Source organism: Escherichia sp. GZ89, from assembly GCF_019366485.1.
Taxonomy (GTDB): Bacteria; Pseudomonadota; Gammaproteobacteria; order Enterobacterales; family Enterobacteriaceae; genus Escherichia; species Escherichia fergusonii.
On record NZ_JAEOHX010000011.1, the window covers coordinates 103,611 to 127,943 of the forward strand.

The 24,333-nt window shown below is 51.2% G+C and carries 18 protein-coding genes, 1 tRNA gene and 1 pseudogene; 16 read left to right on the forward strand and 4 right to left on the reverse strand.

Annotated features, from left to right (window positions below; translation table 11 throughout):
* The first annotated feature begins 9 nt into the window (after window positions 1-9).
* From ptrA to recD, 3 genes are read left to right on the forward strand one after another with little or no spacing between them, the layout of a single operon-like run.
* Entirely contained in the window at window positions 10-2,898 is a 2,889-nt protein-coding gene (gene ptrA / locus K0335_RS17295) for a pitrilysin (protein ID WP_219393959.1), read from the forward strand.
* A complete protein-coding gene (recB, locus tag K0335_RS17300) occupies window positions 2,891-6,442 on the forward strand; it encodes an exodeoxyribonuclease V subunit beta (RefSeq protein WP_104920478.1) in 3,552 nt (1,183 codons plus the stop codon). Before ptrA ends, recB begins: the two co-directional genes overlap by 8 nt.
* Complete coding sequence (gene recD, locus K0335_RS17305; RefSeq protein WP_000058017.1) at window positions 6,439-8,259, forward strand: exodeoxyribonuclease V subunit alpha; 1,821 nt, start codon at window positions 6,439-6,441, stop codon at window positions 8,257-8,259. Before recB ends, recD begins: the two co-directional genes overlap by 4 nt.
* 84 nt (window positions 8,260-8,343) lie before the next feature.
* Here the strand turns inward: recD and K0335_RS17310 are convergent.
* Window positions 8,344-10,062, reverse strand: a pseudogene (locus K0335_RS17310) (flagellar biosynthesis protein FlhA); the annotation flags it as partial.
* Between K0335_RS17310 and lafU the strand changes: the two are divergent.
* From lafU to K0335_RS17340, 6 genes are all read left to right on the forward strand, one after another.
* Window positions 10,028-10,813 carry a putative lateral flagellar export/assembly protein LafU gene (gene lafU, locus K0335_RS17315; protein WP_219393961.1) on the forward strand — a complete coding sequence of 262 codons (786 nt, stop codon included), beginning with the start codon at window positions 10,028-10,030 and terminating at the stop codon, window positions 10,811-10,813. The pseudogene K0335_RS17310 and the gene lafU overlap by 35 nt on opposite strands.
* A 70-nt stretch (window positions 10,814-10,883) precedes the next feature.
* Complete coding sequence (gene dinB, locus K0335_RS17320; RefSeq protein WP_001226157.1) at window positions 10,884-11,939, forward strand: DNA polymerase IV; 1,056 nt, start codon at window positions 10,884-10,886, stop codon at window positions 11,937-11,939.
* Window positions 11,936-12,388 (forward strand): GNAT family N-acetyltransferase, encoded by a 453-nt coding sequence (locus tag K0335_RS17325; RefSeq protein ID WP_104920533.1) that lies wholly within the window; start codon window positions 11,936-11,938, stop codon window positions 12,386-12,388. Before dinB ends, K0335_RS17325 begins: the two co-directional genes overlap by 4 nt.
* Window positions 12,389-12,633: 245 nt before the next feature.
* A complete protein-coding gene (locus tag K0335_RS17330) occupies window positions 12,634-13,773 on the forward strand; it encodes an RNA ligase RtcB family protein (protein ID WP_104920532.1) in 1,140 nt (379 codons plus the stop codon).
* The gene (gene prfH, locus K0335_RS17335; protein WP_104920531.1) at window positions 13,770-14,384 is read left to right on the forward strand and encodes a peptide chain release factor H; all 615 of its coding nucleotides are present in this window, start codon (window positions 13,770-13,772) and stop codon (window positions 14,382-14,384) included. Before K0335_RS17330 ends, prfH begins: the two co-directional genes overlap by 4 nt.
* A gap of 61 nt (window positions 14,385-14,445) precedes the next feature.
* Window positions 14,446-14,970, forward strand: coding sequence for a metal-dependent hydrolase (locus tag K0335_RS17340; RefSeq protein WP_141095971.1), 525 nt, complete (start codon window positions 14,446-14,448; stop codon window positions 14,968-14,970).
* Between the two features lie 8 nt (window positions 14,971-14,978).
* Here the strand turns inward: K0335_RS17340 and K0335_RS17345 are convergent, their stop codons facing one another.
* Both K0335_RS17345 and pepD read right to left on the reverse strand, forming a co-directional pair.
* Window positions 14,979-15,260 carry a hypothetical protein gene (locus tag K0335_RS17345; RefSeq protein ID WP_000106440.1) on the reverse strand — a complete coding sequence of 94 codons (282 nt, stop codon included), beginning with the start codon at window positions 15,258-15,260 and terminating at the stop codon, window positions 14,979-14,981.
* Between the two features lie 8 nt (window positions 15,261-15,268).
* Window positions 15,269-16,726: a cytosol nonspecific dipeptidase gene (gene pepD, locus K0335_RS17350; protein WP_001293012.1), complete on the reverse strand. Its 1,458-nt coding sequence runs from the start codon at window positions 16,724-16,726 to the stop codon at window positions 15,269-15,271.
* Window positions 16,727-16,986: 260 nt separating this feature from the next.
* On the opposite strand from pepD, the gene gpt reads away from it, so the two are divergent.
* The 3 genes from gpt (at window position 16,987) to crl (ending at window position 19,240) form a co-directional block, all read left to right on the forward strand.
* Window positions 16,987-17,445 (forward strand): xanthine phosphoribosyltransferase, encoded by a 459-nt coding sequence (gene gpt, locus K0335_RS17355; RefSeq protein ID WP_001291990.1) that lies wholly within the window; start codon window positions 16,987-16,989, stop codon window positions 17,443-17,445.
* A 91-nt stretch (window positions 17,446-17,536) separates the two neighbouring features.
* Window positions 17,537-18,781, forward strand: coding sequence for an esterase FrsA (gene frsA / locus K0335_RS17360; RefSeq protein WP_219393962.1), 1,245 nt, complete (start codon window positions 17,537-17,539; stop codon window positions 18,779-18,781).
* 57 nt (window positions 18,782-18,838) lie between these two features.
* Window positions 18,839-19,240: a sigma factor-binding protein Crl gene (crl, locus tag K0335_RS17365; RefSeq protein WP_000174675.1), complete on the forward strand. Its 402-nt coding sequence runs from the start codon at window positions 18,839-18,841 to the stop codon at window positions 19,238-19,240.
* A 38-nt stretch (window positions 19,241-19,278) separates the two neighbouring features.
* On the opposite strand, the gene phoE is transcribed toward crl, so the two are convergent.
* Window positions 19,279-20,334: a phosphoporin PhoE gene (gene phoE, locus K0335_RS17370; protein WP_000749856.1), complete on the reverse strand. Its 1,056-nt coding sequence runs from the start codon at window positions 20,332-20,334 to the stop codon at window positions 19,279-19,281.
* 287 nt (window positions 20,335-20,621) lie between these two features.
* On the opposite strand from phoE, the gene proB reads away from it, so the two are divergent.
* The 4 genes from proB to K0335_RS17390 all read left to right on the forward strand — a co-directional run bounded on the left by proB (window position 20,622) and on the right by K0335_RS17390 (window position 24,087).
* The gene (gene proB / locus K0335_RS17375) at window positions 20,622-21,725 is read left to right on the forward strand and encodes a glutamate 5-kinase (RefSeq protein WP_001285288.1); all 1,104 of its coding nucleotides are present in this window, start codon (window positions 20,622-20,624) and stop codon (window positions 21,723-21,725) included.
* An 11-nt stretch (window positions 21,726-21,736) separates the two neighbouring features.
* A complete protein-coding gene (gene proA, locus K0335_RS17380) occupies window positions 21,737-22,990 on the forward strand; it encodes a glutamate-5-semialdehyde dehydrogenase (protein ID WP_104920529.1) in 1,254 nt (417 codons plus the stop codon).
* A 114-nt stretch (window positions 22,991-23,104) separates the two neighbouring features.
* Window positions 23,105-23,180: transfer RNA gene (locus K0335_RS17385), tRNA-Thr, on the forward strand.
* 310 nt (window positions 23,181-23,490) lie between these two features.
* The gene (locus tag K0335_RS17390; protein ID WP_047643993.1) at window positions 23,491-24,087 is read left to right on the forward strand and encodes a hypothetical protein; all 597 of its coding nucleotides are present in this window, start codon (window positions 23,491-23,493) and stop codon (window positions 24,085-24,087) included.
* Window positions 24,088-24,333 lie beyond the last annotated feature (246 nt).

The window sequence follows — 24,333 nt, forward strand, 5'->3', positions numbered from 1 at the left end:
GGTTCGTGAATGCCCCGCAGCACCTGGTTTAAAGCGTTACTGGTTTTAATTACCCTTTGGGTACCTTTCTGTCAGGCAGACACCGGTTGGACACCTATGGCGGAAACCATCCGTAAAAGTGAAAAAGATAATCGCCAGTATCAGGCTATACGGCTGGATAACGGCATGGTGGTGTTGCTGGTTTCCGATCCTCAGGCGGTCAAATCGCTTTCAGCGCTTGTTGTACCTGTTGGGTCACTTGAAGATCCTGACTCTTATCAGGGGCTGGCGCACTATCTCGAACATATGAGCCTGATGGGCTCGAAAAAATATCCACAGGCAGACAGCCTTGCGGAATATCTCAAAATGCATGGCGGTAGCCACAATGCCAGCACAGCGCCATATCGCACGGCTTTCTATCTTGAAGTAGAAAATGATGCCCTGAATGGTGCGGTTGATCGTCTGGCGGATGCCATTGCAGCCCCTTTACTCGACAAAAAATATGCCGAGCGCGAGCGTAACGCGGTAAACGCTGAACTCACTATGGCACGCACCCGTGACGGTATGCGCATGGCACAAGTGAGCGCCGAAACTATTAACCCGGCACACCCTGGGGCGAAGTTTTCTGGCGGAAATCTGGAAACCTTAAGCGACAAACCTGGAAATCCGGTACAGCAGGCGCTGAAAAATTTCCATGAGAAATACTATTCAGCCAATCTGATGAAAGCGGTTATCTACAGCAACAAACCACTGCCGGAGTTGGCGCAGTTGGTGGCAGAAACTTTTGGTCGCGTGCCAAATAAAGAGAGCCAAAAACCAGAAATCACCGTGCCGGTGGTGACCGACGCGCAAAAGGGCATCATCATCCATTACGTGCCCGCGCTGCCACGAAAAGTGGTGCGCGTGGAGTTTCGTATCGATAACAACTCCGCGAAGTTTCGCAGTAAAACCGATGAATTGATCACCTACCTGATTGGCAATCGTAGTCCTGGAACTCTCTCGGACTGGTTGCAAAAGCAGGGCCTGGTCGAAGGCATAAGTGCCAGTTCCGATCCTATCGTTAACGGCAACAGCGGCGTGTTAGCGATCTCGGCAACCTTAACTGATAAAGGCCTCGCTAACCGTGACGAAGTGATTGCGGCTATTTTCAGCTATCTCAATTTATTGCGTGAAAAAGGCGTGGATAAACAGTACTTCGATGAACTGGCGCATGTGCTGGATCTCGATTTCCGTTATCCGTCGATCACCCGTGATATGGATTACGTCGAATGGCTGGCGGATACCATGATTCGCGTACCGGTTGAGCATACTCTGGATGCCGTGAATATCGCCGACCAGTATGACGCCAAAGCTGTTAAAGAAAGGCTGGCGATGATGACGCCACAGAACGCACGTATCTGGTATATCAGCCCGAAAGAGCCGCACAATAAAACCGCCTATTTTGTCGATGCACCTTATCAGGTTGATAAAATCAGTGAACAAACCTTCGCTGACTGGCAGAAAAAAGCGGCAGGTATTGCGCTCTCTTTGCCGGAGCTTAACCCCTATATACCAGATGATTTTTCGCTGATCACGCCAGAGAAAAAATATGATCACCCTGAGTTAATTGTTGATGAGTCAGATTTGCGTGTGGTGTATGCCCCAAGCCGCTATTTTGCCAGTGAGCCAAAAGTCGATATCAGCCTGATTTTGCGCAATCCGAAAGCGATGGACAGTGCCCGCAATCAGGTCATGTTTGCGTTAAATGATTATCTGGCGGGGCTTGCCCTTGACCAGTTAAGTAACCAGTCTGCGGTGGGGGGAATAAGCATTTCCACCAATGCGAATAATGGCTTAATGGTTAACGCTAGTGGTTATACCCAGCGATTACCGCAACTTTTCCAGGCCTTGTTGACGGGCTACTTTAGCTATAGCGCTACAGAAGAACAGCTTGAACAGGCGAAATCCTGGTATATCCAGATGCTGGATTCGGCGGAAAAAGGAAAAGCATTTGAGCAGGCGATTATGCCAGTACAGATGCTTTCTCAAGTGCCTTACTTCCCGCGTGACGAGCGCCGCAAACTGTTGTCTGGCATTAGCCTGAAAGACGTTATGGCCTATCGTGAGACATTGAAAACAGGCGCGCGCCCCGAGTTTATGGTCATTGGCAATATGAGCGAAGCGCAAGCGAAAACACTCGCGCGTGACGTGCAAAAACAGCTGGGCGCAGAGGGTACTGAATGGTGTCGTAACAAAGACGTGCTGGTAGATAAAAAACAGTCAGTTATTCTTGAGCAAGCCGGAAGTAGCACTGATTCGGCACTGGCAGCTGTATTCGTTCCCACCGGTTATGACGAATACACCAGCTCTGCCTACAGCGCTATGCTGGGGCAAATTGTTCAGCCGTGGTTCTATAACCAGTTGCGTACAGAGGAGCAACTGGGCTATGCGGTATTTGCCTTCCCGATGAGCGTGGGGCGTCAATGGGGGATGGGATTCCTGCTGCAAAGCAGCGATAAACAGCCGTCTTACCTTTGGAAACGCTATAAAGATTTCTTCCCTGTGGCAGAAGCAAAATTGCGGGCGATGAAACCGGAAGAGTTCGCACAAATCCAGCAGGCTATTATTACTCAGATGTTGCAGGCACCGCAGACACTGGGCGAAGAAGCCTCGAAGTTAAGCAAAGATTTCGATCGTGGCAATATGCGCTTTGATTCACGTGATAAAATTGTGGCACAGATAAAACAGCTGACGCCGCAAAAACTTGCCGATTTCTTCCATCAGGCGGTGGTTGAGCCGCAAGGCATGGCTATCTTGTCGCAGATTTCTGGCAGCCAGAACGGGAAAGCAGAGTATGTGCACCCGGAAGGCTGGAAAGTGTGGGAGAACGTCAGCGCGTTGCAGCAAACAATGCCCCTGATGAGTGAAAAGAATGAGTGATGTCGCCGAGACATTAGACCCTTTGCGCTTGCCCTTACAGGGCGAGCGCCTGATTGAAGCCTCTGCCGGTACAGGCAAAACCTTTACGATTGCGGCGCTCTATTTGCGCCTGTTACTTGGATTAGGCGGAGCATCCGCCTTTCCCCGTCCATTGACCGTTGAAGAACTGCTGGTGGTGACCTTTACTGAGGCCGCAACCGCAGAACTGCGTGGTCGTATCCGTAGTAATATCCACGAATTACGCATCGCCTGTCTGCGCGACACTACCGACAATCCGCTGTATGCCAGCTTGCTTGAAGAGATTGACGATAAAGCACAGGCTGCGCAGTGGTTATTGTTAGCCGAACGGCAGATGGATGAAGCTGCGGTCTTTACCATTCACGGCTTCTGTCAGCGAATGCTCAACCTGAATGCCTTCGAATCTGGCATGTTGTTTGAACAACAACTGATTGAAGATGAGTCGTTGTTGCGCTATCAGGCTTGCGCCGATTTCTGGCGCCGTCATTGTTACCCGCTACCACGTGAAATCGCTCAGGTGGTCTTCGAAACCTGGAAAGGGCCACAGGCACTGCTAAGAGATATTAACCGTTATCTGCAAGGTGAAGCGCCAGTGATTAAAGCGCCACCACCGGATGATGAAACGCTCATTTCTCGTCACGCGCAGATTGTGGCGCGAATTAACACTGTCAAACAGCAGTGGTGTGAAACCGTAGGTGAACTGGATGCGCTGATTGAATCTTCTGGCATTGATCGACGCAAGTTTAATCGTAGCAATCAGGCCAAATGGATCGACAAGATCAGTCGCTGGGCGCAGGAAGAAACAAACAGCTATCAACTGCCGGAATCGCTGGAAAAGTTCTCTCAGCGTTTTTTAGAAGATCGCACGAAGGCAGGCGGGGAAACGCCACGCCACCCCTTGTTTGACGCGATCGATCAACTGCTTGCTGAACCGTTATCGATCCGTGATCTGGTCATCACCAGAGCACTGGCGGAGATCCGTGAAACCGTTGCCCGTGAGAAACGTCGCCGTGGCGAGCTGGGCTTTGACGATATGCTAAGCCGGCTGGACGCCGCTTTGCGTAGTGAAAGCGGAGAGGCACTGGCGACGACGATCCGTACACGCTTCCCGGTGGCGATGATCGATGAATTCCAGGACACAGATCCGCAGCAATACCGTATTTTTCGCCGTATCTGGCATCAACAGCCGGAAACGGCGTTGCTCCTGATTGGCGATCCGAAACAGGCGATCTATGCGTTTCGTGGGGCAGATATTTTCACCTATATGAAAGCGCGTAGCGAAGTCCATGCTCATTACACGTTAGATACCAACTGGCGTTCTGCGCCGGGGATGGTCAACAGTGTGAACAAGCTTTTCAGCCAGACCGATGACGCCTTTATGTTCCGCGAAATCCCGTTTGTTCCGGTGAAATCAGCCGGGAAAAACCGGGGGCTGCATTTTGCTGTGAACGGTGAAAAGCAGCCTGCGATGAAAATGTGGTTGATGGACGGTGAATACTGCAGCGTCGGAGACTATCAAAGCACGATGGCGCAAGTTTGTGCCATGCAGATCCGTGACTGGTTACAGGCCGGGCAACGTGGCGATGCGTTGCTGATGAACGGTGACACATCGCGCCCTGTACGAGCCTCAGATATTAGTGTTCTGGTGCGTAGTCGGCAGGAGGCATCCTTAATACGTGATGCCCTTACCCTGCTGGCGATACCTTCCGTTTACCTCTCTAACCGCGACAGCGTTTTTGAAACACTGGAAGCCCAGGAGATGTTATGGGTTTTGCAGGCAGTCATGACGCCAGAGCGGGAAGATACCCTGCGTAGTGCGCTGGCAACGTCGATGATGGGGTTGAACGCGCTGGATATTGAAAATCTCAACACCAATGAAACTGCGTGGGATGCAGTGGTTGAAGAGTTTGATGGCTATCGGCAGCTCTGGCGCAAACGTGGTGTGATGCCCATGTTGCGAGCGCTGATGTCGGCGCGACACATAGCCGAAAACCTTCTGGCAACAGCAGGTGGAGAGCGTCGACTGACTGATATTTTGCATATCAGTGAGCTATTGCAGCAGGCGGGAACGCAACTGGAAAGCGAACATGCACTGGTGCGTTGGTTGTCACAACATATTCTCGAACCAGACAGTAATGCGGCCAGCCAGCAAATGCGTCTGGAAAGTGACAAACATCTGGTACAGATCGTCACGATCCACAAATCGAAAGGGCTGGAGTATCCGCTGGTTTGGTTACCGTTTATCACTAATTTCCGTGTACAGGATCAAGCGTTTTACCATGATCGACAATCCTTTGAAGCCATGCTGGATCTCAGCGAGGCGAAAGAGAGCGTTGAGTTGGCTGAAGCAGAGCGTCTGGCGGAGGATTTACGTCTGCTCTATGTGGCGCTGACGCGTTCAGTCTGGCATTGCAGTCTTGGTGTTGCGCCGTTGGTGCGCCGTCGTGGTGATAAAAAAGGCCCTACCGACGTACATCAAAGTGCGCTGGGGCGATTGCTGCAAAAAGGAGAACCGCAGGATGCCGCCGGGCTACGGGCGTGCATTGAGTCGCTGTGTGATGACTATATCACCTGCCAGACTCCGCCTCGCCCCGATAATATCCGTTGGCACATGGTGGAATCCGCCAGTGAGGAACTGAGCGCCAGAAACCTGCAACGTTCACCGGGCGATAACTGGCGCGTTACCAGTTATTCTGGTCTGCAACAGCGTGGGCACGGTATTGCCCAGGATCTGTTGCCACGTCTGGATATCGATGCAGCGGGCACGGCTGTCAGTGAAAAATCAGAAGAACCGCAACTTACGCCACACCAGTTTCCCCGTGGCGCATCGCCGGGAACATTTTTACATAGCCTGTTTGAAACGCTCGATTTCAGCCAACCGGTCGATAGCGCATGGGTACGAGAAAAGCTGGAACTGGATGGTTTTGAGACCTGGTGGGAGCCAGTATTAACTGAGTGGATTGACGCTATCCTGCGTGCGCCATTAAATGAAACAGGTATCAGTCTGAGTCAACTGACTGAACGCGACAAGCAGGTAGAGATGGAGTTTTATTTGCCGATCACGAAACCCCTGATCGCAAGCCAACTCGACACACTGATTCGCCAGTTTGATTCGCTTTCTGCAGGTTGTCCGCCGCTGGACTTCTTACAAGTCCGCGGGATGTTAAAAGGTTTTATCGACCTGGTGTTCCGCCATCAGGGGCGTTACTACCTGCTCGACTATAAATCGAACTGGCTGGGTGAAGACAGTTCAGCCTACACCCAACAGGCAATGGCTGCGGCTATGCAGGAACACCGCTACGATCTGCAATATCAGCTTTATACGCTGGCGCTGCACCGTTACTTGCGTCATCGCATTGCTGATTACGACTATGAACGCCATTTTGGTGGTGTCATCTACCTTTTCCTGCGCGGCGTTGACCGCGATAATCCGCAGCAGGGCATTTATACCACCCGGCCCGATGGTGAACTCATAGCTCTGATGGACGACATGTTTGCAGGTGCTGACGTAGAGGAAACACAATGAGCCTTCAAGAATTATTGCTGAGCGCCGTTGAGCAAAAATTTTTGCGTCCGTTGGATGCGCAATTTGCCCTGGCGGTGGCCGGAGATAACGAGCCAGCTGTTGCGCTGGCGGCGGCCATCCTCAGCCATGATGCAGGTGAAGGGCATGTTTGCCTGCCCCTTTCTCGCCTTGTTAACAGTGATGAGCCACATCCACTACTGGCAATGGGCTTCAACAAATTTGACGCGCCGCAAGACTGGCAAAACTGCCTGTTGGCGTCAGAAGCAGTAAGCCAGGGCGAACGACCCACACCGATGATTCTGCATGGTGATCGCCTCTACCTGAATCGCATGTGGAGCAGTGAACGTACGGTGGCACGCTTTTTTAATGACGTAAATTACGCCATTGAAATTGATGAGCCACTACTGACACAAACGCTGGAGCGACTCTTCCCTTCCACAGGTGAAATCAACTGGCAAAAAGTGGCTGCTGCGGTGGCATTAACGCGGCGAATTTCGGTTATCTCTGGTGGTCCGGGAACGGGAAAAACCACAACAGTTGCAAAATTGCTGGCGGCACTGATTCAGATGATGGATGGCGAACGCTGCCGGATCCGCCTGGCTGCGCCGACAGGTAAAGCTGCTGCGCGGTTGACTGAATCTTTGGGTAAAGCACTGCGCCAACTCCCGCTAACCGACGAGCAAAAGACGCGTATTCCTGATGATGCCAGCACGTTGCACCGCTTGTTAGGTGCGCAACCGGGAAGCCAGCGTTTGCGTCATCATGCGGGAAACCCGTTGCATCTTGACGTACTGGTAGTGGATGAAGCGTCAATGATCGATCTACCGATGATGTCGCGGTTGATCGAGGCTTTACCTCCTCATGCCAGGGTGATCTTTCTGGGTGATCGCGATCAATTGGCTTCTGTAGAAGCAGGGGCCGTATTGGGTGATATCTGCGCCTGGGTCAGTGCTGGTTTTACCGCACAGCGCGCACAGCAATTATCTCGCCTGACGGGATGTGAAATACCCGCAGGCAAGGGGACCGAAGCGGCATCTTTACGAGACAGTCTCTGCCTGCTGCAAAAAAGTTACCGTTTTGGCAGCGATTCCGGGATTGGACAACTGGCTGCGGCGATTAATCGCGGAGACAAAACAGCCGTTCGTTCAATATTTCAACAGGAATTTAGCGATATCGAAAAACGCACGCTCACCAGTAGCGAAGATTACAGCGCGATGCTGGAAGAGGCGATTGCTGGCTATGGTCGGTATCTGCAACTACTGCAACAACGTGCCGAGCCGGAATCAATTATTCAGGCGTTCAATGATTACCAGTTACTTTGCGCATTACGGGAAGGACCATTTGGCGTTGCCGGGCTAAATGAACGACTGGAACACGTGTTACAGCAAAAACGCAAAATTCATCGCCACCCTCATTCCCGTTGGTACGAAGGGCGACCGGTAATGATTGCCCGCAACGACAGTCCATTAGGATTGTTTAATGGTGATATCGGCATAGCGCTTGATCGCGGGCAGGGGATGCGAGTCTGGTTTGCAATGCCAGACGGAAGCATTAAATCGGTACAGCCCAGCCGTTTGCCGGAACACGAAACCACCTGGGCGATGACGGTACATAAGTCGCAGGGGTCTGAGTTTAATCATGCAGCGTTGATTTTGCCCACTCAGCGTACGCCTGTTGTGACAAGGGAACTGGTTTACACCGCAGTAACCCGCGCCCGTACACGCCTTTCGCTGTATACAGATGAACGCATTTTAAGTAGTGCAATTGCTACCCGTACAGAGCGTCGTAGCGGACTTCCGGCATTGTTCAGAGTTTAAACGTCACATGTTGTGATAAATATTGACTGCCGGATAAGGCATTTATGCCACATCCGGCAGTTGTGCAGCGCCCCTTAAAAGCCATCAACTCAACGCCCCCATAATCTTTAACTCCAGCTCGTCCGGCACTTCGTTATACGACAGCACATGCAACCCCGGCGCAAACAACTTCGCATAACGCGCCAGCAACGGGCGCAGCTGCGGCGGCACCAGCAGCACCGGGTCTTTCCCTGCCGCTTTCATCTGCTCCTTCACCTGCGGCATCGTGCTCTGGAACTGGTTGAGCATATTCGGGTCAACCGGCACGCTGTCGAGCATCACTTTGCCAGCCTGTTGCGCCTGATTCACCACATTGGTCAGCAGATTTTCCAGCTCATTATTCAGCGTATACACCGTCAGCTCCTGCTTGCGAACGAACGGATGGGTAATGCTGCGCCGCAGTGCCAGGCGCACATCGGCCGCCAGCAGAATATGATCTTTGGTGACGGTGCTACTGGCGACCAGCACGGTGGCGATGGTGACGATATCGCGCAGGGAAACGCCTTCGGTCAGCAGCGCCCGGTACACTTTCAGCAATTGGCTGTAATTGAGCGCCGCGCTTAAATCCTCCGCCAGGCGCGGTGCCATTGACGACAAACGGTTATGCAACTGCGTGATGTCGTCATAATTAAATAAATCAGGAATATAGCTGCGCACAATCTTATTCACATGGGTAGCAATCACGCTGGCGCTGTCGATCACCTGATACCCCATATTCAGCGCTTTCGCTTTCTGCGCGGGCTGGATCCAGGTCACCGGCATCCCGTACGCCGGGTCGTTCCCCAGCACGCCGTCAATCTCGCCGTAGGTTTCACTGGAGGGCAGGGCCATCAGTTTATCCGCCGGAATATCCGCTTCATCAGCCTTAATGCCGTTGATGAAAATGGCGTACTGGCTGGGCTTGAGGCGGAAGTTTTCCCGAATGCGGATCTCCGGTAGCAGCACGCCGTTGCCGTCGGAAATCACCTGCCGCACGCCGCGAATCCGCTGGGTGAGCGGGTTGCCCTGCGCTTTGTCCACCAGCGCCACCAGCTTGTAACCGAGGCTTAAACTGATAGGCTCGATCAGCGGAATGGTTTCCCAACTGACCTGTTGCTCGCTGGTTTCGGTGATGGTGCGGGTCAGCGTTTCGAGGCTTTTCTCTTCCGCTTCTGCCGCCTGCGGGCGTTGGCTCATTCGCCAGCCGGTAAAGCCAAGCAGGGCGCTGAACATCAGAAACGGGAAGTGCGGCATTCCCGGCACCACCGCCAGCACGAACATAATCCCGGTGGCGGTGTAGAGCACCGACGGGCTTGCCAGCAACTGGTGGCGCACGTCATGGGCGATATCGCCGTTGTCGCTGACGCGGGTGACAATAATCGCTGCCGCGGTAGAGAGCAGCAGGGATGGGATCTGCGCCACCAGCCCGTCGCCGATGGTCATCAGCACATACTGCTGGAAGGCGGCATCGGCGCTCAGGTTGTATTTGAATATCCCGATACAGACGCCGCCGATCAGGTTGATCGCCAGAATCATCATCCCGGCGATGGCATCCCCGCGCACAAACTTCGATGCCCCGTCCATTGCACCGTAGAAATCGGCCTCGCTGGCAACATCTTTACGCCGGGTTTGCGCCTGCGCCTGGTTGATCAACCCGGCGTTAAGATCGGCGTCAATCGCCATCTGCTTGCCGGGCATCGCGTCCAGGGTAAAGCGGGCAGAAACCTCGGAAATACGCTCGGCCCCTTTGGTGACGACGATAAAGTTGATTGTCAACAGTGTCAGTAAATCTGAGCGTGAAAGCATTATCGCCGCGCTGCACGGGCAGTCGATTTTCAATGGCGGCGGGCTATCGCCGTTAAATAAAATCAGCCCGACGCATCCGCTGAAACCTGCCACCGTGGCGGTGCCGGAAGAGACGGAGAAAAAAGCGCGTGACGTCAACGAGAAAACGACGCTACTGAAGAAGAAGTCCGCCACTGAGCTTGGCGAGCTGGCGACCAGTATCAACACCATCGCCCGTGATGCGCATATGGAAGCCAATCTGGAGATGGAGATTGTTCCCCAGGGACTGCGCGTGCTGATTAAAGATGACCAGAACCGCAATATGTTTGAACGCGGCAGCGCGAAGATTATGCCGTTCTTTAAAACGCTGCTGGTGGAGCTCGCGCCGGTATTCGACTCGCTCGATAACAAAATTATTATTACCGGGCATACCGATGCGATGGCCTATAAAAGCAATATCTACAACAACTGGAACCTTTCGGGTGACCGCGCGCTTTCGGCTCGTCGGGTGCTGGAAGAGGCCGGGATGCCGGAAGATAAAGTGATGCAGGTGAGCGCAATGGCGGACCAGATGCTGCTGGACGCGAAAAATCCGCAAAGTGCGGGTAACCGGCGCATTGAGATTATGGTGCTCACCAAAAGCGCGTCTGATACGTTGTATCAATATTTTGGTCAGCATGGCGATAAAGTGGTGCAGCCGCTGGTGCAAAAGCTGGATAAGCAGCAGGTGCTTTCGCAACGAACGCGTTAAATGCTGAATCTTTACGCATTTCTCAAACCCTGAAATCACTGTATACTTTACCAGTGTTGAGAGGTGAGCAATGCGTAAAATCATTCATGTGGATATGGACTGCTTTTTCGCCGCGGTGGAGATGCGCGACAATCCCGCCCTGCGCGATATCCCTATTGCTATTGGCGGCAGCCGCGAACGCCGGGGGGTGATCAGCACCGCCAATTATCCCGCGCGTAAATTTGGCGTGCGTAGCGCAATGCCAACCGGCATGGCGCTCAAACTGTGTCCGCATCTCACCTTGCTTCCAGGGCGCTTTGACGCCTACAAAGAAGCGTCAAATCATATCCGCGAAATCTTCTCTCGCTACACATCGCGTATTGAGCCGCTGTCGCTGGATGAAGCTTATCTCGACGTCACCGACAGCGTACATTGCCACGGTTCTGCGACCCTTATTGCTCAGGAAATCCGTCAGACGATTTTCAACGAGCTGCAACTTACCGCCTCTGCGGGCATTGCGCCGGTCAAGTTTCTTGCCAAAATCGCCTCAGACATGAATAAACCCAACGGTCAGTTTGTGATTACGCCGGCAGAAGTTCCGGCATTTCTGCAAACCTTACCGCTGGCAAAAATTCCCGGTGTCGGCAAAGTCTCGGCGGCAAAACTGGAAGCGATGGGGCTGCGGACCTGCGGCGATGTACAAAAGTGTGATCTGGTGACGTTGCTTAAACGCTTTGGCAAATTTGGTCGCATTTTGTGGGAGCGTAGTCAGGGGATTGACGAGCGCGACGTTAACAGCGAAAGGTTGCGAAAATCCGTCGGTGTAGAACGCACCATGGCGGAAGATATTCATCACTGGTCTGAATGTGAAGCGATCATCGAGCGGCTTTACCCTGAACTGGAGCGTCGTCTGGCAAAGGTAAAACCTGATTTACTGATTGCCCGCCAGGGGGTGAAATTAAAGTTCGACGATTTTCAGCAAACCACTCAGGAACACGTTTGGCCGCGGCTGAATAAAGCTGACTTGATCGCCACTGCGCGTAAAACCTGGGATGAACGCCGTGGCGGGCGCGGTGTGCGACTGGTGGGGCTGCATGTGACGTTGCTGGATCCGCAAATGGAAAGACAACTGGTGTTGGGATTATGAATAACATACAAATAAGAAACTATCAGCCTGGCGATTTTCAGCAACTATGCGCTATTTTCCTTAGAGCGGTTACGATGACCGCCAGTCAGCATTATTCACCACAACAAATTGCCGCCTGGGCGCAGATTGACGAATCTCGCTGGAAAGAGAAACTCGCGAAATCACAAGTGCGGGTTGCAGTCATTAATGCACAATCGGTTGGTTTTATTTCCCGCATTGAACATTATATCGATATGTTATTTGTTGACCCTGAATATACTCGCCGTGGGGTTGCCAGCGCTTTGTTAAAACCTTTGATTAAGTCTGAATCCGAACTTACGGTGGACGCCAGCATAACCGCAAAACCCTTTTTTGAACGTTATGGTTTTCAGACAGTTAAGCAGCAGCGCGTTGAATGCCGGGGAGCGTGGTTTACTAATTTTCATATGCGATATAAACCGCAACACTAAATCCAGCTTGCAATGAAAATAACGCCCGCCTAATATGTGCGCGTTTTCTTATTCCACAAACTGCAAGGAGGTAAATCATGAAAAATCCTTTATCAATGACTCTTTGCAGACCTTTCCAGGATTAATTCTTTTTTTCTTGCCCTGGATTCGTCTGCCATTTCCTGATTTTTATATTTATATACTCTAAATAATTCGAGTCGCAGTACATGCAACTTGAAGTATGACGAGTATAAATGGAATGATACATGGGCAAATATATTCGTCCCTTATCCGATGCGGTACTTACCATCGCATCTGATGACCTGTGGATCGAGAGTTCAGCGATCCAACAATTACACATCACGGCAAATTTACCCAACATGCAGCGCGTAGTAGGGATGCCAGATTTACACCCAGGACGCGGCTATCCGATTGGCGCAGCGTTCTTCTCCGTAGGCCGTTTTTACCCGGCACTGGTCGGCAATGATATCGGCTGCGGCATGGCGCTATGGCAAACAGATATTCTCGCGCGCAAATACAACGCCGATAAGTTTGAAAAGCGATTATCTGCGCTGGATGACGTTGCTGAAGAAAGCTGGCTGGAGGAAAACCTGCCGTCAGCGTTTGCACAGCATCCGTGGCGCTGCGCGCTTGGCTCTATCGGTGGCGGAAACCACTTCGCAGAACTGCAACAAGTTGATCAAATTATCGACGCTGAACTGTTTGCACTGTCAGGTCTGGATGCGCAGCATCTGCAACTGCTGGTCCATAGCGGCTCGCGTGGTTTAGGGCAGTCTATTTTACAGCGGCATATTGCCTCGTTTTCGCATAATGGTTTGCCTGAAGGCAGTGACGACGCGCTAAGTTATATTGCGGAACATGACGATGCGCTGGCGTTTGCGCGTATTAATCGCCAGCTGATCGCTTTGCGCATAATGCAACAAGTTAAGGCCAACGGAAATTCGGTTCTGGATGTGGCGCATAACTTTGTTAGCGCATGTCGAATCGGCGATCAACAAGGATGGTTACACCGTAAAGGGGCTACGCCGGATGACAACGGTCTGGTGATTATTCCCGGTTCACGCGGTGATTACTCCTGGCTGGTTAAGCCTGTTGCGAACGAAAAAACGCTCCACTCGCTGGCGCATGGGGCAGGGCGTAAATGGGGGCGCACCGAGTGTAAAGGGCGTCTGGCAGCGAAATACACAGCGACGCAGCTCTCACGTACTGAACTTGGCAGCCGGGTAATTTGTCGCGATAAACAACTCATCTTTGAAGAAGCGCCACAAGCCTATAAATCGGCTGAAAGTGTGGTGCAATGTCTGGTGCAGGCCGGTTTAATTATTCCTGTCGCGCAACTGCGTCCGGTGCTGACGCTCAAAAACAGTGGAGGGAAAAAAGGATGATCTTGCTGCAACTCTCCTCAGCTCAGGGACCGGAAGAATGTTGTCTCGCAGTGAAAAAGGCGCTGGACAGGTTGATTAAAGAAGCTACCCGACAAGACGTCGCGGTAACGGTGCTGGAAACAGAAACGGGCCGCTACTCTGACACGCTGCGTTCGGCGCTGATTTCTCTGGATGGCGATAACGCATGGGCATTAAGCGAAAGTTGGTGCGGCACTATTCAGTGGATTTGCCCAAGCCCGTATCGGCCTCATCATGGGCGCAAAAACTGGTTTCTGGGCATTGGGCGTTTTACCGCTGATGAGCAGGAGCAATCCGATGCGATCCATTATGAGACGCTGCGTTCGTCGGGGCCGGGCGGTCAACATGTCAATAAAACCGACTCGGCTGTGCGCGCCACGCATCTGGCATCCGGTATTAGTGTGAAGGTTCAGTCAGAGCGCAGTCAGCATGCTAACAAACGGCTGGCGCGATTACTGATTGCCTGGAAGCTGGAACAGCAACAACAGGAACATAGTGCGGCGCTGAAATCGCAGCGGCGAATGTTCCATCACCAGATTGAACGTGGCAATCCGCGACGGATATTTACCGGGATGGCTTTTGTTGCTGTGTAATTGAGGAATGTCTCCCGCCGTTTTCTATATGAAAGCGGCGGTAAAAACGAAAGGATTCGTCATGTTTATCGGTCATCTTCCGGCTGGTTATTTAATAACTTGTACTTTAATGAAACGCTTGCCACTGATTGCTCGTCATGCGCGCTGGGCGATGGTTATTGGCTTAGTTGGGGCCGTTGCGCCCGATTTTGATCTTTTCTGGTGCTATCTGGTTGATAACGGGCAACGACATCATCATCTTTACCCGTCTCATTGGCCATTATTATGGTTTGCTCTGCTGGCGGCGACATTAGTCTGGGCCGCAATTGCGAAGAATAAACTTCCGGCGTGGCTGGGCGTGGTGTTTTGCCTGAATGGTATTGTGCATTTGTTGCTTGATACGCTGGTCGGTGATATCTGGTGGTTGATGCCTTTCGTTAACCAACCCTTTGCACTCTTTCATATTACGGCGGTACATCATCCGTGGTGGCTCAATTTTTTATTACACTGGTCGTTTTTACTGGAACTGGCATTAGTAGCTGCCGCCATTGCCATGTGGTGCAGGCGTAATGCTAAAATGGTAAATGTAAAACGCGTGAAAAAATGATTCTGACTTTAAGCGGCGTAACATGTTTCCTGGGGAAATTCTCCCGTGGCTAAGTATGTTTTCCTGACTTTGCCCCAGGCTCTGAACATATAAAAATTCTGCTTTTCACCTTTAAGTTCTTTCACGGATTCCAGCGCAAAACTTTCTTTGGTGATCAGAAATTCTCCCCATGAAATATGGTCGCAGCTATATAAATATGCGACCTTTTCATGAGTTTCATAATGTTTTGTTATTTCGATATAGATAGCCATTGGCTTCAAACAGTAGTCCACGCCCGCAGGCGTGGACATTATTGTAATTACTTCGCCGGAATTTCTTTCAGCAGTTCTGTCAGCAGTGTCCAGTAATGGCCTACGCTTTCGATGTGAACTTGCTCATCCGGAGAGTGTGGACCGGTGATGGTTGGCCCGATAGAAACCATGTCCATTTCCGGATACGGCTTTTTAAACAGGCCACATTCCAGACCCGCGTGGATAATCTGGATGTTCGGCGTCTTGTTGAACAGACGCTGATAGGTTTCGCGTACCAGATGCATCACCGGAGAGTTAGCGTCCGGCTGCCAGCCAGGATATGCGCCTTTCGCTTCGGTTTTCGCGCCTGCCAGTTTACCCAGCGAATCCAGCATGCTCACCACGTAGTCTTTACCGCTGTCGATCAGAGAACGGATCAGGCAGTGAATTTCTACGTTGTTGTCGGTCATGGTCACGACACCGACGTTCAGTGAGGTTTCAACCACGCCTTTTGCTACGTCGGAGTTGCGGATCACACCGTTCGGGGTGGCGTTCAGCAGACGAATAAAGGTATCGCGAGATTTCGCAATCAGGGCAGCTTTGTCGTTCGCAACAGAGTCCAGCAACAAGGCCAGATTTTTCTCTTTCTCTGCCAGCTCGTTTTTCAGGATGTCCTGATAGGTATTCACCAGCGTTTTCAGGGCGTCGACTTTATCAGCTGCGACAGCGATGGTCGCAAAGGCTTCACGCGGGATGGCGTTACGCAGTGTGCCGCCGTTGAAATCGATAAGGCGCAGGTCCAGCTCTTCCGCATGACCCGCCAGGAAGCGCACCAGCAGTTTGTTGGCATTACCCAGGCCAACGTGGATTTCACCGCCGGAGTGACCGCCTTTCAGACCTTTTAAGGTTAATTTGAAGGTTTCAAAACCAGCCGGAACGGCTTCACGATCTAAATGCAGGTTGGAGGTGAAGTCGATACCCCCAGCACAACCCATGTAGATTTCACCTTCTTCTTCGGAGTCGGTGTTAATCAGAATGTCAGCCTGCAACCAGTTGCTCTGTAAGCCGAACGCCCCGTCCATACCGGCTTCTTCGGTCATGGTTAGCAGCACTTCCAGCGGGCCGTGAACCACGTTTTCGTCAGCCAGAACCGCCAGTGCAGAGGCCATACCAATGCCGTTATCCGCGCCCAGCGTGGTACCGCGCGCTTTAACCCATTCGCCATCAATATAAGGCTGGATAGGATCTTTAGTGAAATCGTGCACGGTATCGTTATTTTTCTGCGGCACCATATCGAGGTGGGCCTGCAAGACGACTGGTTTACGATTTTCCATACCTGCGGTAGCAGGTTTACGAATCAGGATATTACCCACCTGATCGCGTTCGACATGGAAACCTTTCTCTTTTGCCCAACCAACAATGTATTCAGCGAGTTGCTCTTCATGATAGGACGGGTGAGGAATAGAACAGATTTTGGCAAAAATATCCCACAGCGGCTGTGGAGATAATTGAGACAGTTCAGACACGTTAAGTCTCCTTGTCGATCACCCGCAAAACAGTATTGCAGGTCACAGGGTTAGCAGAAAATGTTGTCAACACAAGACAGGCTTGCGAGATATGTTTGAGAATACCACTTTATCCCGCGTCAGGGAGAGGCTGTGCGTAAAAAGACGCGGACTCATGTGAAATACTGGTTTTTAGTGCGTCAGATCTCTATAATCTCGCGCAACCTATTTTCCCCTCGAACACTTTTTAAGCCGTAGATAAACAGGCTGGGACACTTCACATGAGCGAAAAATACATCGTCACCTGGGACATGTTGCAGATCCATGCACGTAAACTCGCAAGCCGACTGATGCCTTCTGAACAATGGAAAGGCATTATTGCCGTAAGCCGTGGCGGTCTGGTACCGGGTGCGTTACTGGCGCGTGAACTGGGTATTCGTCATGTCGATACCGTTTGTATTTCCAGCTACGATCACGACAACCAGCGCGAGCTTAAAGTGCTGAAACGCGCAGAAGGTGATGGCGAAGGCTTCATCGTTATTGATGATCTGGTGGATACCGGCGGTACTGCGGTTGCGATTCGTGAAATGTATCCAAAAGCGCACTTTGTCACCATCTTCGCTAAACCGGCAGGTCGTCCGCTGGTTGATGATTATGTTGTTGATATCCCACAAGATACCTGGATTGAACAGCCGTGGGATATGGGCGTCGTATTCGTCCCGCCAATCTCCGGTCGCTAATCTTTTCAACGCCTGGCACTGCCGGGCGTTGTTCTTTTTAACTTCAGGCAGGTTACAATAGTTTCCAGTAAGTATTCTGGAGGCTGCATCCATGACACAGGCAAACCTGAGCGAAACCCTGTTCAAACCCCGCTTTAAACATCCTGAAACCTCGACGCTAGTCCGCCGCTTTAATCACGGCGCACAACCGCCTGTGCAGTCGGCCCTTGATGGTAAAACCATCTCTCATTGGTATCGCATGATAAACCGTCTGATGTGGATCTGGCGCGGCATTGACCCACGTGAAATCCTCGACGTTCAGGCGCGTATTGTGATGAGCGATGCTGAACGTACCGACGATGATTTATACGATACGGTGATTGGCTACCGCGGCGGCAACTGGATTTATGAATGGGCCACCCAGGCGATGGTGTGGCAACAAAAAGCCTGTGCGGAAGAAGATCCACAACTCAGTGGTCGTCACTGGCTGCATGCGGCCACGTTGTACAACATTGCCGCCTATCCTCATCTGAAAGGGGATGACCTGGCCGAGCAAGCGCAGGCTTTGTCAAACCGTGCCTATGAAGAGGCCGCCCAACGTCTGCCGGGCACGATGCGGCAGATGGAGTTTACCGTACCAGGCGGTGCGCCCATCACCGGCTTTTTGCATATGCCGAAAGGCGATGGCCCGTTCCCGACGGTATTAATGTGTGGTGGTCTGGATGCGATGCAGACGGATTATTACAGTCTGTATGAACGTTATTTTGCCCCGCGCGGCATTGCGATGCTGACTATTGATATGCCGTCGGTGGGCTTTTCTTCAAAATGGAAGCTCACCCAGGACTCCAGCCTGTTGCATCAGCACGTCTTAAAGGCGCTGCCTAACGTCCCGTGGGTGGATCACACCCGTGTCGCGGCCTTTGGTTTCCGTTTTGGCGCTAACGTTGCTGTGCGTCTGGCATATCTTGAATCGCCGCGTCTGAAAGCGGTTGCTTGTCTTGGTCCGGTAGTTCATACCCTGTTGAGTGATTTTAAGTGCCAGCAACAGGTGCCGGAAATGTATCTTGACGTTCTGGCGAGTCGTTTGGGGATGCATGATGCTTCCGATGAAGCGTTGCGTGTGGAACTGAATCGTTATTCATTAAAAGTGCAAGGATTGCTGGGCCGTCGCTGCCCAACGCCAATGTTATCAGGCTACTGGAAGAACGATCCGTTCAGCCCGGAAGAGGACTCACGCTTAATCACCTCATCATCTGCTGATGGTAAATTGTTAGAGATTCCATTTAATCCGGTGTATCGGAATTTTGACAAAGGTCTTCAGGAAATCACGAGCTGGATCGAAAAACGATTGTGTTAAAAATTTGCTAAATTTTACCAGTTTGGTAAAACAGGTGCATCACAACAGGAGATCGCAATGACGTTACCGAGTGGACACCCGAAGAGCAGATTGATCAAAAAATTTACCGCACTAGGCCCCTATATTCGTGAAGGTAAGTGCGAAGATAATCGATTCTTTTTCGATTGTCTGGCTGTATGCGTCAACGTGAAACCAGCGCCGGAAGTGCGTGAGTTCTGGGGTTGGTGGATGGAGCTTGAAGCGCAGGAATCCCGTTTTACTTACAGTTACCAGTTTGGTCTGTTCGATAAAGCAGGCGACTGGAAGAACGTTCCGGTAAAAGATGCCGAAGTGGTTGAGCGACTGGAACATACCCTGCGTGAGTTTCATGAGAAGCTGCGTGAACTGCTGACGACACTGAATCTGAAGCTGGAACCGGCGGATGATTTTCGTGATGAACCGGTGAAGTTAACCGCGTGAGTGAAAAGTGCCGGATGCGCCGCATCCGGCAATCTCCATTAAAACTGATAGGTCATCCCAACCGCGACAATATCATCATTATTAATATTTAGTTTGTTATCGCTGTCCAGTTGGTTGATTTTATAATCAACAAACGCTGACATATTTTTGTTGAAATAATATGTAGCACCGACATCAATATAATTGACCAGATCCTCATCACCGATGCCCTCAATATCTTTCCCTTTCGATAAGACATAACCCAGCGATGGACGCAGGCCAAAGTCGAATTGGTATTGAGCGACTGCTTCAAAGTTCTGCGTCTTATTGGCAAAGCCGCCAGAGATTGGCGTCATTTTACGCGTTTCAGAATAGAAAGTTGCCAGGTAAATATTATTGGCATCGTATTTCAGGCCTGTTGCCCATGCTTCTGCACGCTTGCCCGTGCCACGGCTTTGCAGGTTCTGCTCGTTGGTGCGATCGGAGTTGGTATAGGCCCCACTAATGGCAAAATCGCTGCCGCCAAAGTCATATGTCAATGACGTGCCGAAGCCATCACCGTTTTGCTTTTTAACGTCGCGGTTTTCGTTTTTTCCTTGATATTGCAGGGTTAAGTTCAGACCATCGATAACGCCGAAGAAGTCGGTGTTCCGATACGTTGCCAGACCGCTGGCGCGTTTGGTCATAAAGTTGTCGGTCTGCGCGGAGGAATCGCCGCCGAATTCCGGGAACATATCGGTCCAGGCTTCCACGTCATACAGCGCCCCCAGGTTACGACCATAGTCGAAAGAACCCAAATCTTTATATTTCAACCCGGCAAAGGCAAGACGCGTTTTTTGCTGAGCAGTATCACTCTCTGCTTTATTTCCGGCAAACTCTGCTTCCCAGCGACCATAACCGGTCAGTTGATCGTTAATTTGTGTTTCGCCTTTAAAACCAAAACGGATATAACTCTGGTCGCCATCTTTACTGTCATTATCACTCATATAATGCATGGCTTTAACTTTGCCATAGATATCCAGTTTATTACCGTCTTTGTTATATATTTCTGCGGCCTGTACGGATGCCGATGCCACAATGCCCATCACCACTAATGCCAGAGTGCTCTTTTTCATTTTCATTCCTGATTTTAATTAACGCGCGAATATTCAGCGGGAGAGCCCCGTTGAAAACAGGAAAGTTTTTAACCTGAGATTGTTAAAGATATATTACAGATTAATGATATTCTTAAAATGTGGTAATTTATTAAATCTGTAATAAAAGCGTAAACAACTGCCGCTACGCTTGCTGATCCCGCGCAACAAAACGCCATGCTTTGCTTGCAGATGGTTGGCAACCGGCGACAGTCCTGCTAAAACGTTCGTTTGATATCATTTTCCCTAAAATTGAATGGCAGAGAATCATGAGTGACAGCCAGACGCTGGTGGTAAAACTCGGCACCAGTGTGCTAACAGGCGGATCGCGCCGCCTGAACCGTGCCCATATCGTTGAACTTGTTCGCCAGTGCGCGCAGCTACATGCCGCCGGGCATCGGATTGTAATTGTGACGTCGGGGGCGATTGCCGCCGGACGTGAGCACCTGGGTTACCCGGAACTGCCAGCGACTATCGCCTCGAAACAACTTCTGGCGGCGGTAGGGCAGAGTCGACTGATTCAACTGTGGGAACAGCTGTTTTCGATTTATGGCATTCACGTCGGGCAGATGCTGCTAACTCGTGCTGATATGGAAGACCGTGAACGCTTCCTGAACGCCCGCGACACCTTGCGTGCGCTGCTCGATAACAACATCGTTCCGGTAATCAATGAGAACGATGCTGTCGCTACTGCAGAGATTAAAGTCGGCGATAACGATAACCTTTCGGCGCTGGCGGCGATTCTGGCAGGTGCCGATAAACTGTTGTTGCTGACCGATCAAAAAGGTTTGTATACCGCTGACCCGCGTAGCAATCCGCAGGCAGAACTGATTAAAGATGTGTACGGCATTGATGACGCACTGCGCGCGATTGCTGGTGACAGCGTTTCAGGTCTTGGAACCGGCGGCATGAGCACTAAATTGCAGGCCGCTGACGTGGCTTGCCGTGCGGGTATCGACACCATTATTGCCGCGGGCAGTAAGCCGGGTGTCATTGGTGATGTGATGGAAGGTATTTCCGTCGGTACGCTGTTCCATGCCCAGGCGACTCCGCTTGAAAACCGCAAACGTTGGATTTTCGGTGCGCCGCCTGCGGGTGAAATCACGGTAGATGAAGGGGCAACCGCCGCCATTCTTGAACGCGGCAGCTCCCTGTTGCCGAAAGGCATTAAAAGCGTGACTGGCAATTTCTCGCGTGGTGAAGTCATCCGCATTTGCAACCTCGAAGGTCGCGATATCGCCCACGGCGTTAGTCGTTACAACAGCGATGCATTACGCCGTATTGCCGGACACCACTCGCAAGAAATTGATGCAATACTGGGATATGAATACGGCCCGGTTGCCGTTCACCGTGATGATATGATTACCCGTTAAGGAGCAGGCCGATGCTGGAACAAATGGGCATTGCCGCGAAGCAAGCCTCGTATAAATTAGCGCAACTCTCCAGCCGCGAAAAAAATCGCGTGCTGGAAAAAATCGCCGATGAACTGGAAGCACAAAGCGAAAGCATCCTCAATGCTAACGCCCAGGATGTTGCTGACGCGCGTGCCAATGGTCTTAGTGACGCGATGCTTGATCGTCTGGCGTTGACGCCCGCGCGGCTGAAAGGCATTGCCGATGATGTGCGCCAGGTGTGTAACCTTGCCGATCCGGTGGGGCAGGTAATTGATGGCGGGGTGCTGGACAGCGGCCTGCGTCTGGAACGCCGTCGCGTGCCGCTGGGGGTGATTGGCGTGATTTATGAAGCGCGCCCGAACGTGACGGTTGATGTTGCTTCACTGTGCCTGAAAACCGGTAACGCGGTGATTCTGCGTGGCGGTAAAGAAACCTGCCGCACTAATGCTGCAACAGTAGCGGTGATTCAGGATGCTCTGAATTCCTGCGGATTACCGGCGGGTGCCGTGCAGGCGATTGATAATCCTGACCGTGCACTGGTCAGTGAAATGCTGCGTATGGATAAATACATCGACATGCTGATCCCACGCGGCGGGGCTGGGTTGCATAAACTGTGCCGCGAGCAGTCGACGATTCCGGTAATCACAGGTGGTATAGGCGTATGCCATATTTACGTTGATGAAAGTGCAGAGATCGCTGAAGCATTGAAAGTGATTGTCAACGCGAAAACTCAGCGCCCGAGCACGTGTAATACGGTAGAAACGTTGCTGGTAAATAAAAACATCGCAGATAGCTTCCTGCCCGCATTAAGCAAGCAAATGGCGGAAAGCGGCGTGACATTACACGCTGACGCAACTGCGCTGGCGCAGTTGCAGGCAGGCCCCGCGAAGGTGGTGGCTGTTAAAGCCGAAGAGTATGACGATGAGTTCCTGTCATTAGACTTGAACGTCAAAATCGTCAGCGATCTTGACGATGCCATCGCCCATATTCGTGAACACGGCACGCAACATTCCGATGCGATCCTGACCCGCGATATGCGCAATGCCCAGCGTTTTGTCAACGAAGTGGATTCCTCCGCTGTTTACGTTAACGCCTCTACGCGTTTTACCGACGGCGGCCAGTTTGGTCTGGGGGCGGAAGTTGCGGTAAGCACACAAAAACTCCACGCGCGCGGCCCAATGGGGCTGGAAGCTCTGACCACCTACAAGTGGATCGGCATTGGTGATTACACCATTCGTGCATAAATAAAACCGGGTGATGCAAAAGTAGCCATTTGATTCACAAGGCCATTGACGCATCGCCCGGTTAGTTTTAACCTTGTCCACCGTGATTCACGTTCGTGAACATGTCCTTTCAGGGCCGATATAGCTCAGTTGGTAGAGCAGCGCATTCGTAATGCGAAGGTCGTAGGTTCGACTCCTATTATCGGCACCATTTAAATCAATAAGTTAGATAAGTGTGTGCCTAGATTTTCTTGCAGTTTGTCATTTGGGTACACACAGGGGACACAAAGCACAAAAGTGTGTACATTTGGTTTTGGTGTCCTCGTGTTTACTTCTTACCGTTGATATAAATTCACTTTCTTGTTGACAAAAATTGTAAGCATGTCGAATGGCAATGTAGACATCGCTATTAGTTGTTTGGCAAGGTATTTATTGAGTGTAAACATAAAAACTTTATCAATATATGCTCAGACTGATGAGGTCAGTATTGATACTGATGTTTTCAAATTTTAGGCCATAAAATGGCTGTCATTCCAATGTCTTACTCCCCTGCTACTGTAGCTCGTCGTTTTTCGATACTGGATGGAGTAACTATTCAGGGTGTGCTTTACCAGATCATCTGGGATCCAAAGACTCCGTTCGCTGCGGTAATCGAAGCTGCACCTTCTGTTATTGATGGTGATATTCGCCATAAGGTTGTTGCCACTCTGGAGCTTCAGCGTCGTTCACAGCTTGAAGGGGTGTTTGTCCGGAAATTCTGGGAAGAACAGGACGTTGCTCAGATTGAAGGGATTGTTGTCGATGGCGCTGTACGTGATGTTAGCCTTGCTACGTTTGTTTATGAAACAATAGCCACAAAAGCAGGCGTTATACTATTAAGTGATAACGAGCAATATGAAGGAGGTAAAGCCCTCTGGCAGCATATAGCGCGTCGTTCAACGAATTTTAAGGTGTTTATCTTAGATACAGATTCCGCACGGTATTATTCGTTTGATGGTGATCGGATCTGCTATGATGGGGAAAGTATTCCTGAATCAGAAATCTGGAGTGAACATCCTGATCGAAACAAACACGGTGTTGTTCTTGTGGCCGAATCTGTTAATGGAAAAGCCGCATAATTTGCCGATTGCCTCGTGTTCCTGGAGCTCCGGCAACCTGAAGCAGAACAAACAGGGGATAACCGGGATGTTATCCCATCTGTGATCTACTGCCCGGTCAGGCATTTTCCCCATAAAGGGCGAATCACATCTCTATCTTCACTGTAGGGAAATCTTTTATTTTTTTTCTGGTGATGCTGCCAACTTACTGATTTAGTGTATGATGGTGTTTTTGAGGTGCTCCAGTGGCTTCTGTTTCTATCAGCT

What these genes read in the sequence shown, in the direction of transcription:
- ptrA (WP_219393959.1), top strand. Translation starts at nt 10, where the DNA reads ATGCCCCGCAGCACCTGGTTTAAAGCGTTACTGGTTTTAATTACCCTT.
- recB (WP_104920478.1), top strand. Translation starts at nt 2,891, where the DNA reads ATGAGTGATGTCGCCGAGACATTAGACCCTTTGCGCTTGCCCTTACAG.
- recD (WP_000058017.1), top strand. Translation starts at nt 6,439, where the DNA reads ATGAGCCTTCAAGAATTATTGCTGAGCGCCGTTGAGCAAAAATTTTTG.
- dinB (WP_001226157.1), top strand. Translation starts at nt 10,884, where the DNA reads ATGCGTAAAATCATTCATGTGGATATGGACTGCTTTTTCGCCGCGGTG.
- K0335_RS17325 (WP_104920533.1), top strand. Translation starts at nt 11,936, where the DNA reads ATGAATAACATACAAATAAGAAACTATCAGCCTGGCGATTTTCAGCAA.
- K0335_RS17330 (WP_104920532.1), top strand. Translation starts at nt 12,634, where the DNA reads ATGGGCAAATATATTCGTCCCTTATCCGATGCGGTACTTACCATCGCA.
- prfH (WP_104920531.1), top strand. Translation starts at nt 13,770, where the DNA reads ATGATCTTGCTGCAACTCTCCTCAGCTCAGGGACCGGAAGAATGTTGT.
- K0335_RS17340 (WP_141095971.1), top strand. Translation starts at nt 14,446, where the DNA reads ATGTTTATCGGTCATCTTCCGGCTGGTTATTTAATAACTTGTACTTTA.
- K0335_RS17345 (WP_000106440.1), bottom strand. Translation starts at nt 15,260, where the DNA reads ATGTCCACGCCTGCGGGCGTGGACTACTGTTTGAAGCCAATGGCTATC.
- gpt (WP_001291990.1), top strand. Translation starts at nt 16,987, where the DNA reads ATGAGCGAAAAATACATCGTCACCTGGGACATGTTGCAGATCCATGCA.
- frsA (WP_219393962.1), top strand. Translation starts at nt 17,537, where the DNA reads ATGACACAGGCAAACCTGAGCGAAACCCTGTTCAAACCCCGCTTTAAA.
- crl (WP_000174675.1), top strand. Translation starts at nt 18,839, where the DNA reads ATGACGTTACCGAGTGGACACCCGAAGAGCAGATTGATCAAAAAATTT.
- phoE (WP_000749856.1), bottom strand. Translation starts at nt 20,334, where the DNA reads ATGAAAAAGAGCACTCTGGCATTAGTGGTGATGGGCATTGTGGCATCG.
- proB (WP_001285288.1), top strand. Translation starts at nt 20,622, where the DNA reads ATGAGTGACAGCCAGACGCTGGTGGTAAAACTCGGCACCAGTGTGCTA.
- proA (WP_104920529.1), top strand. Translation starts at nt 21,737, where the DNA reads ATGCTGGAACAAATGGGCATTGCCGCGAAGCAAGCCTCGTATAAATTA.
- K0335_RS17390 (WP_047643993.1), top strand. Translation starts at nt 23,491, where the DNA reads ATGGCTGTCATTCCAATGTCTTACTCCCCTGCTACTGTAGCTCGTCGT.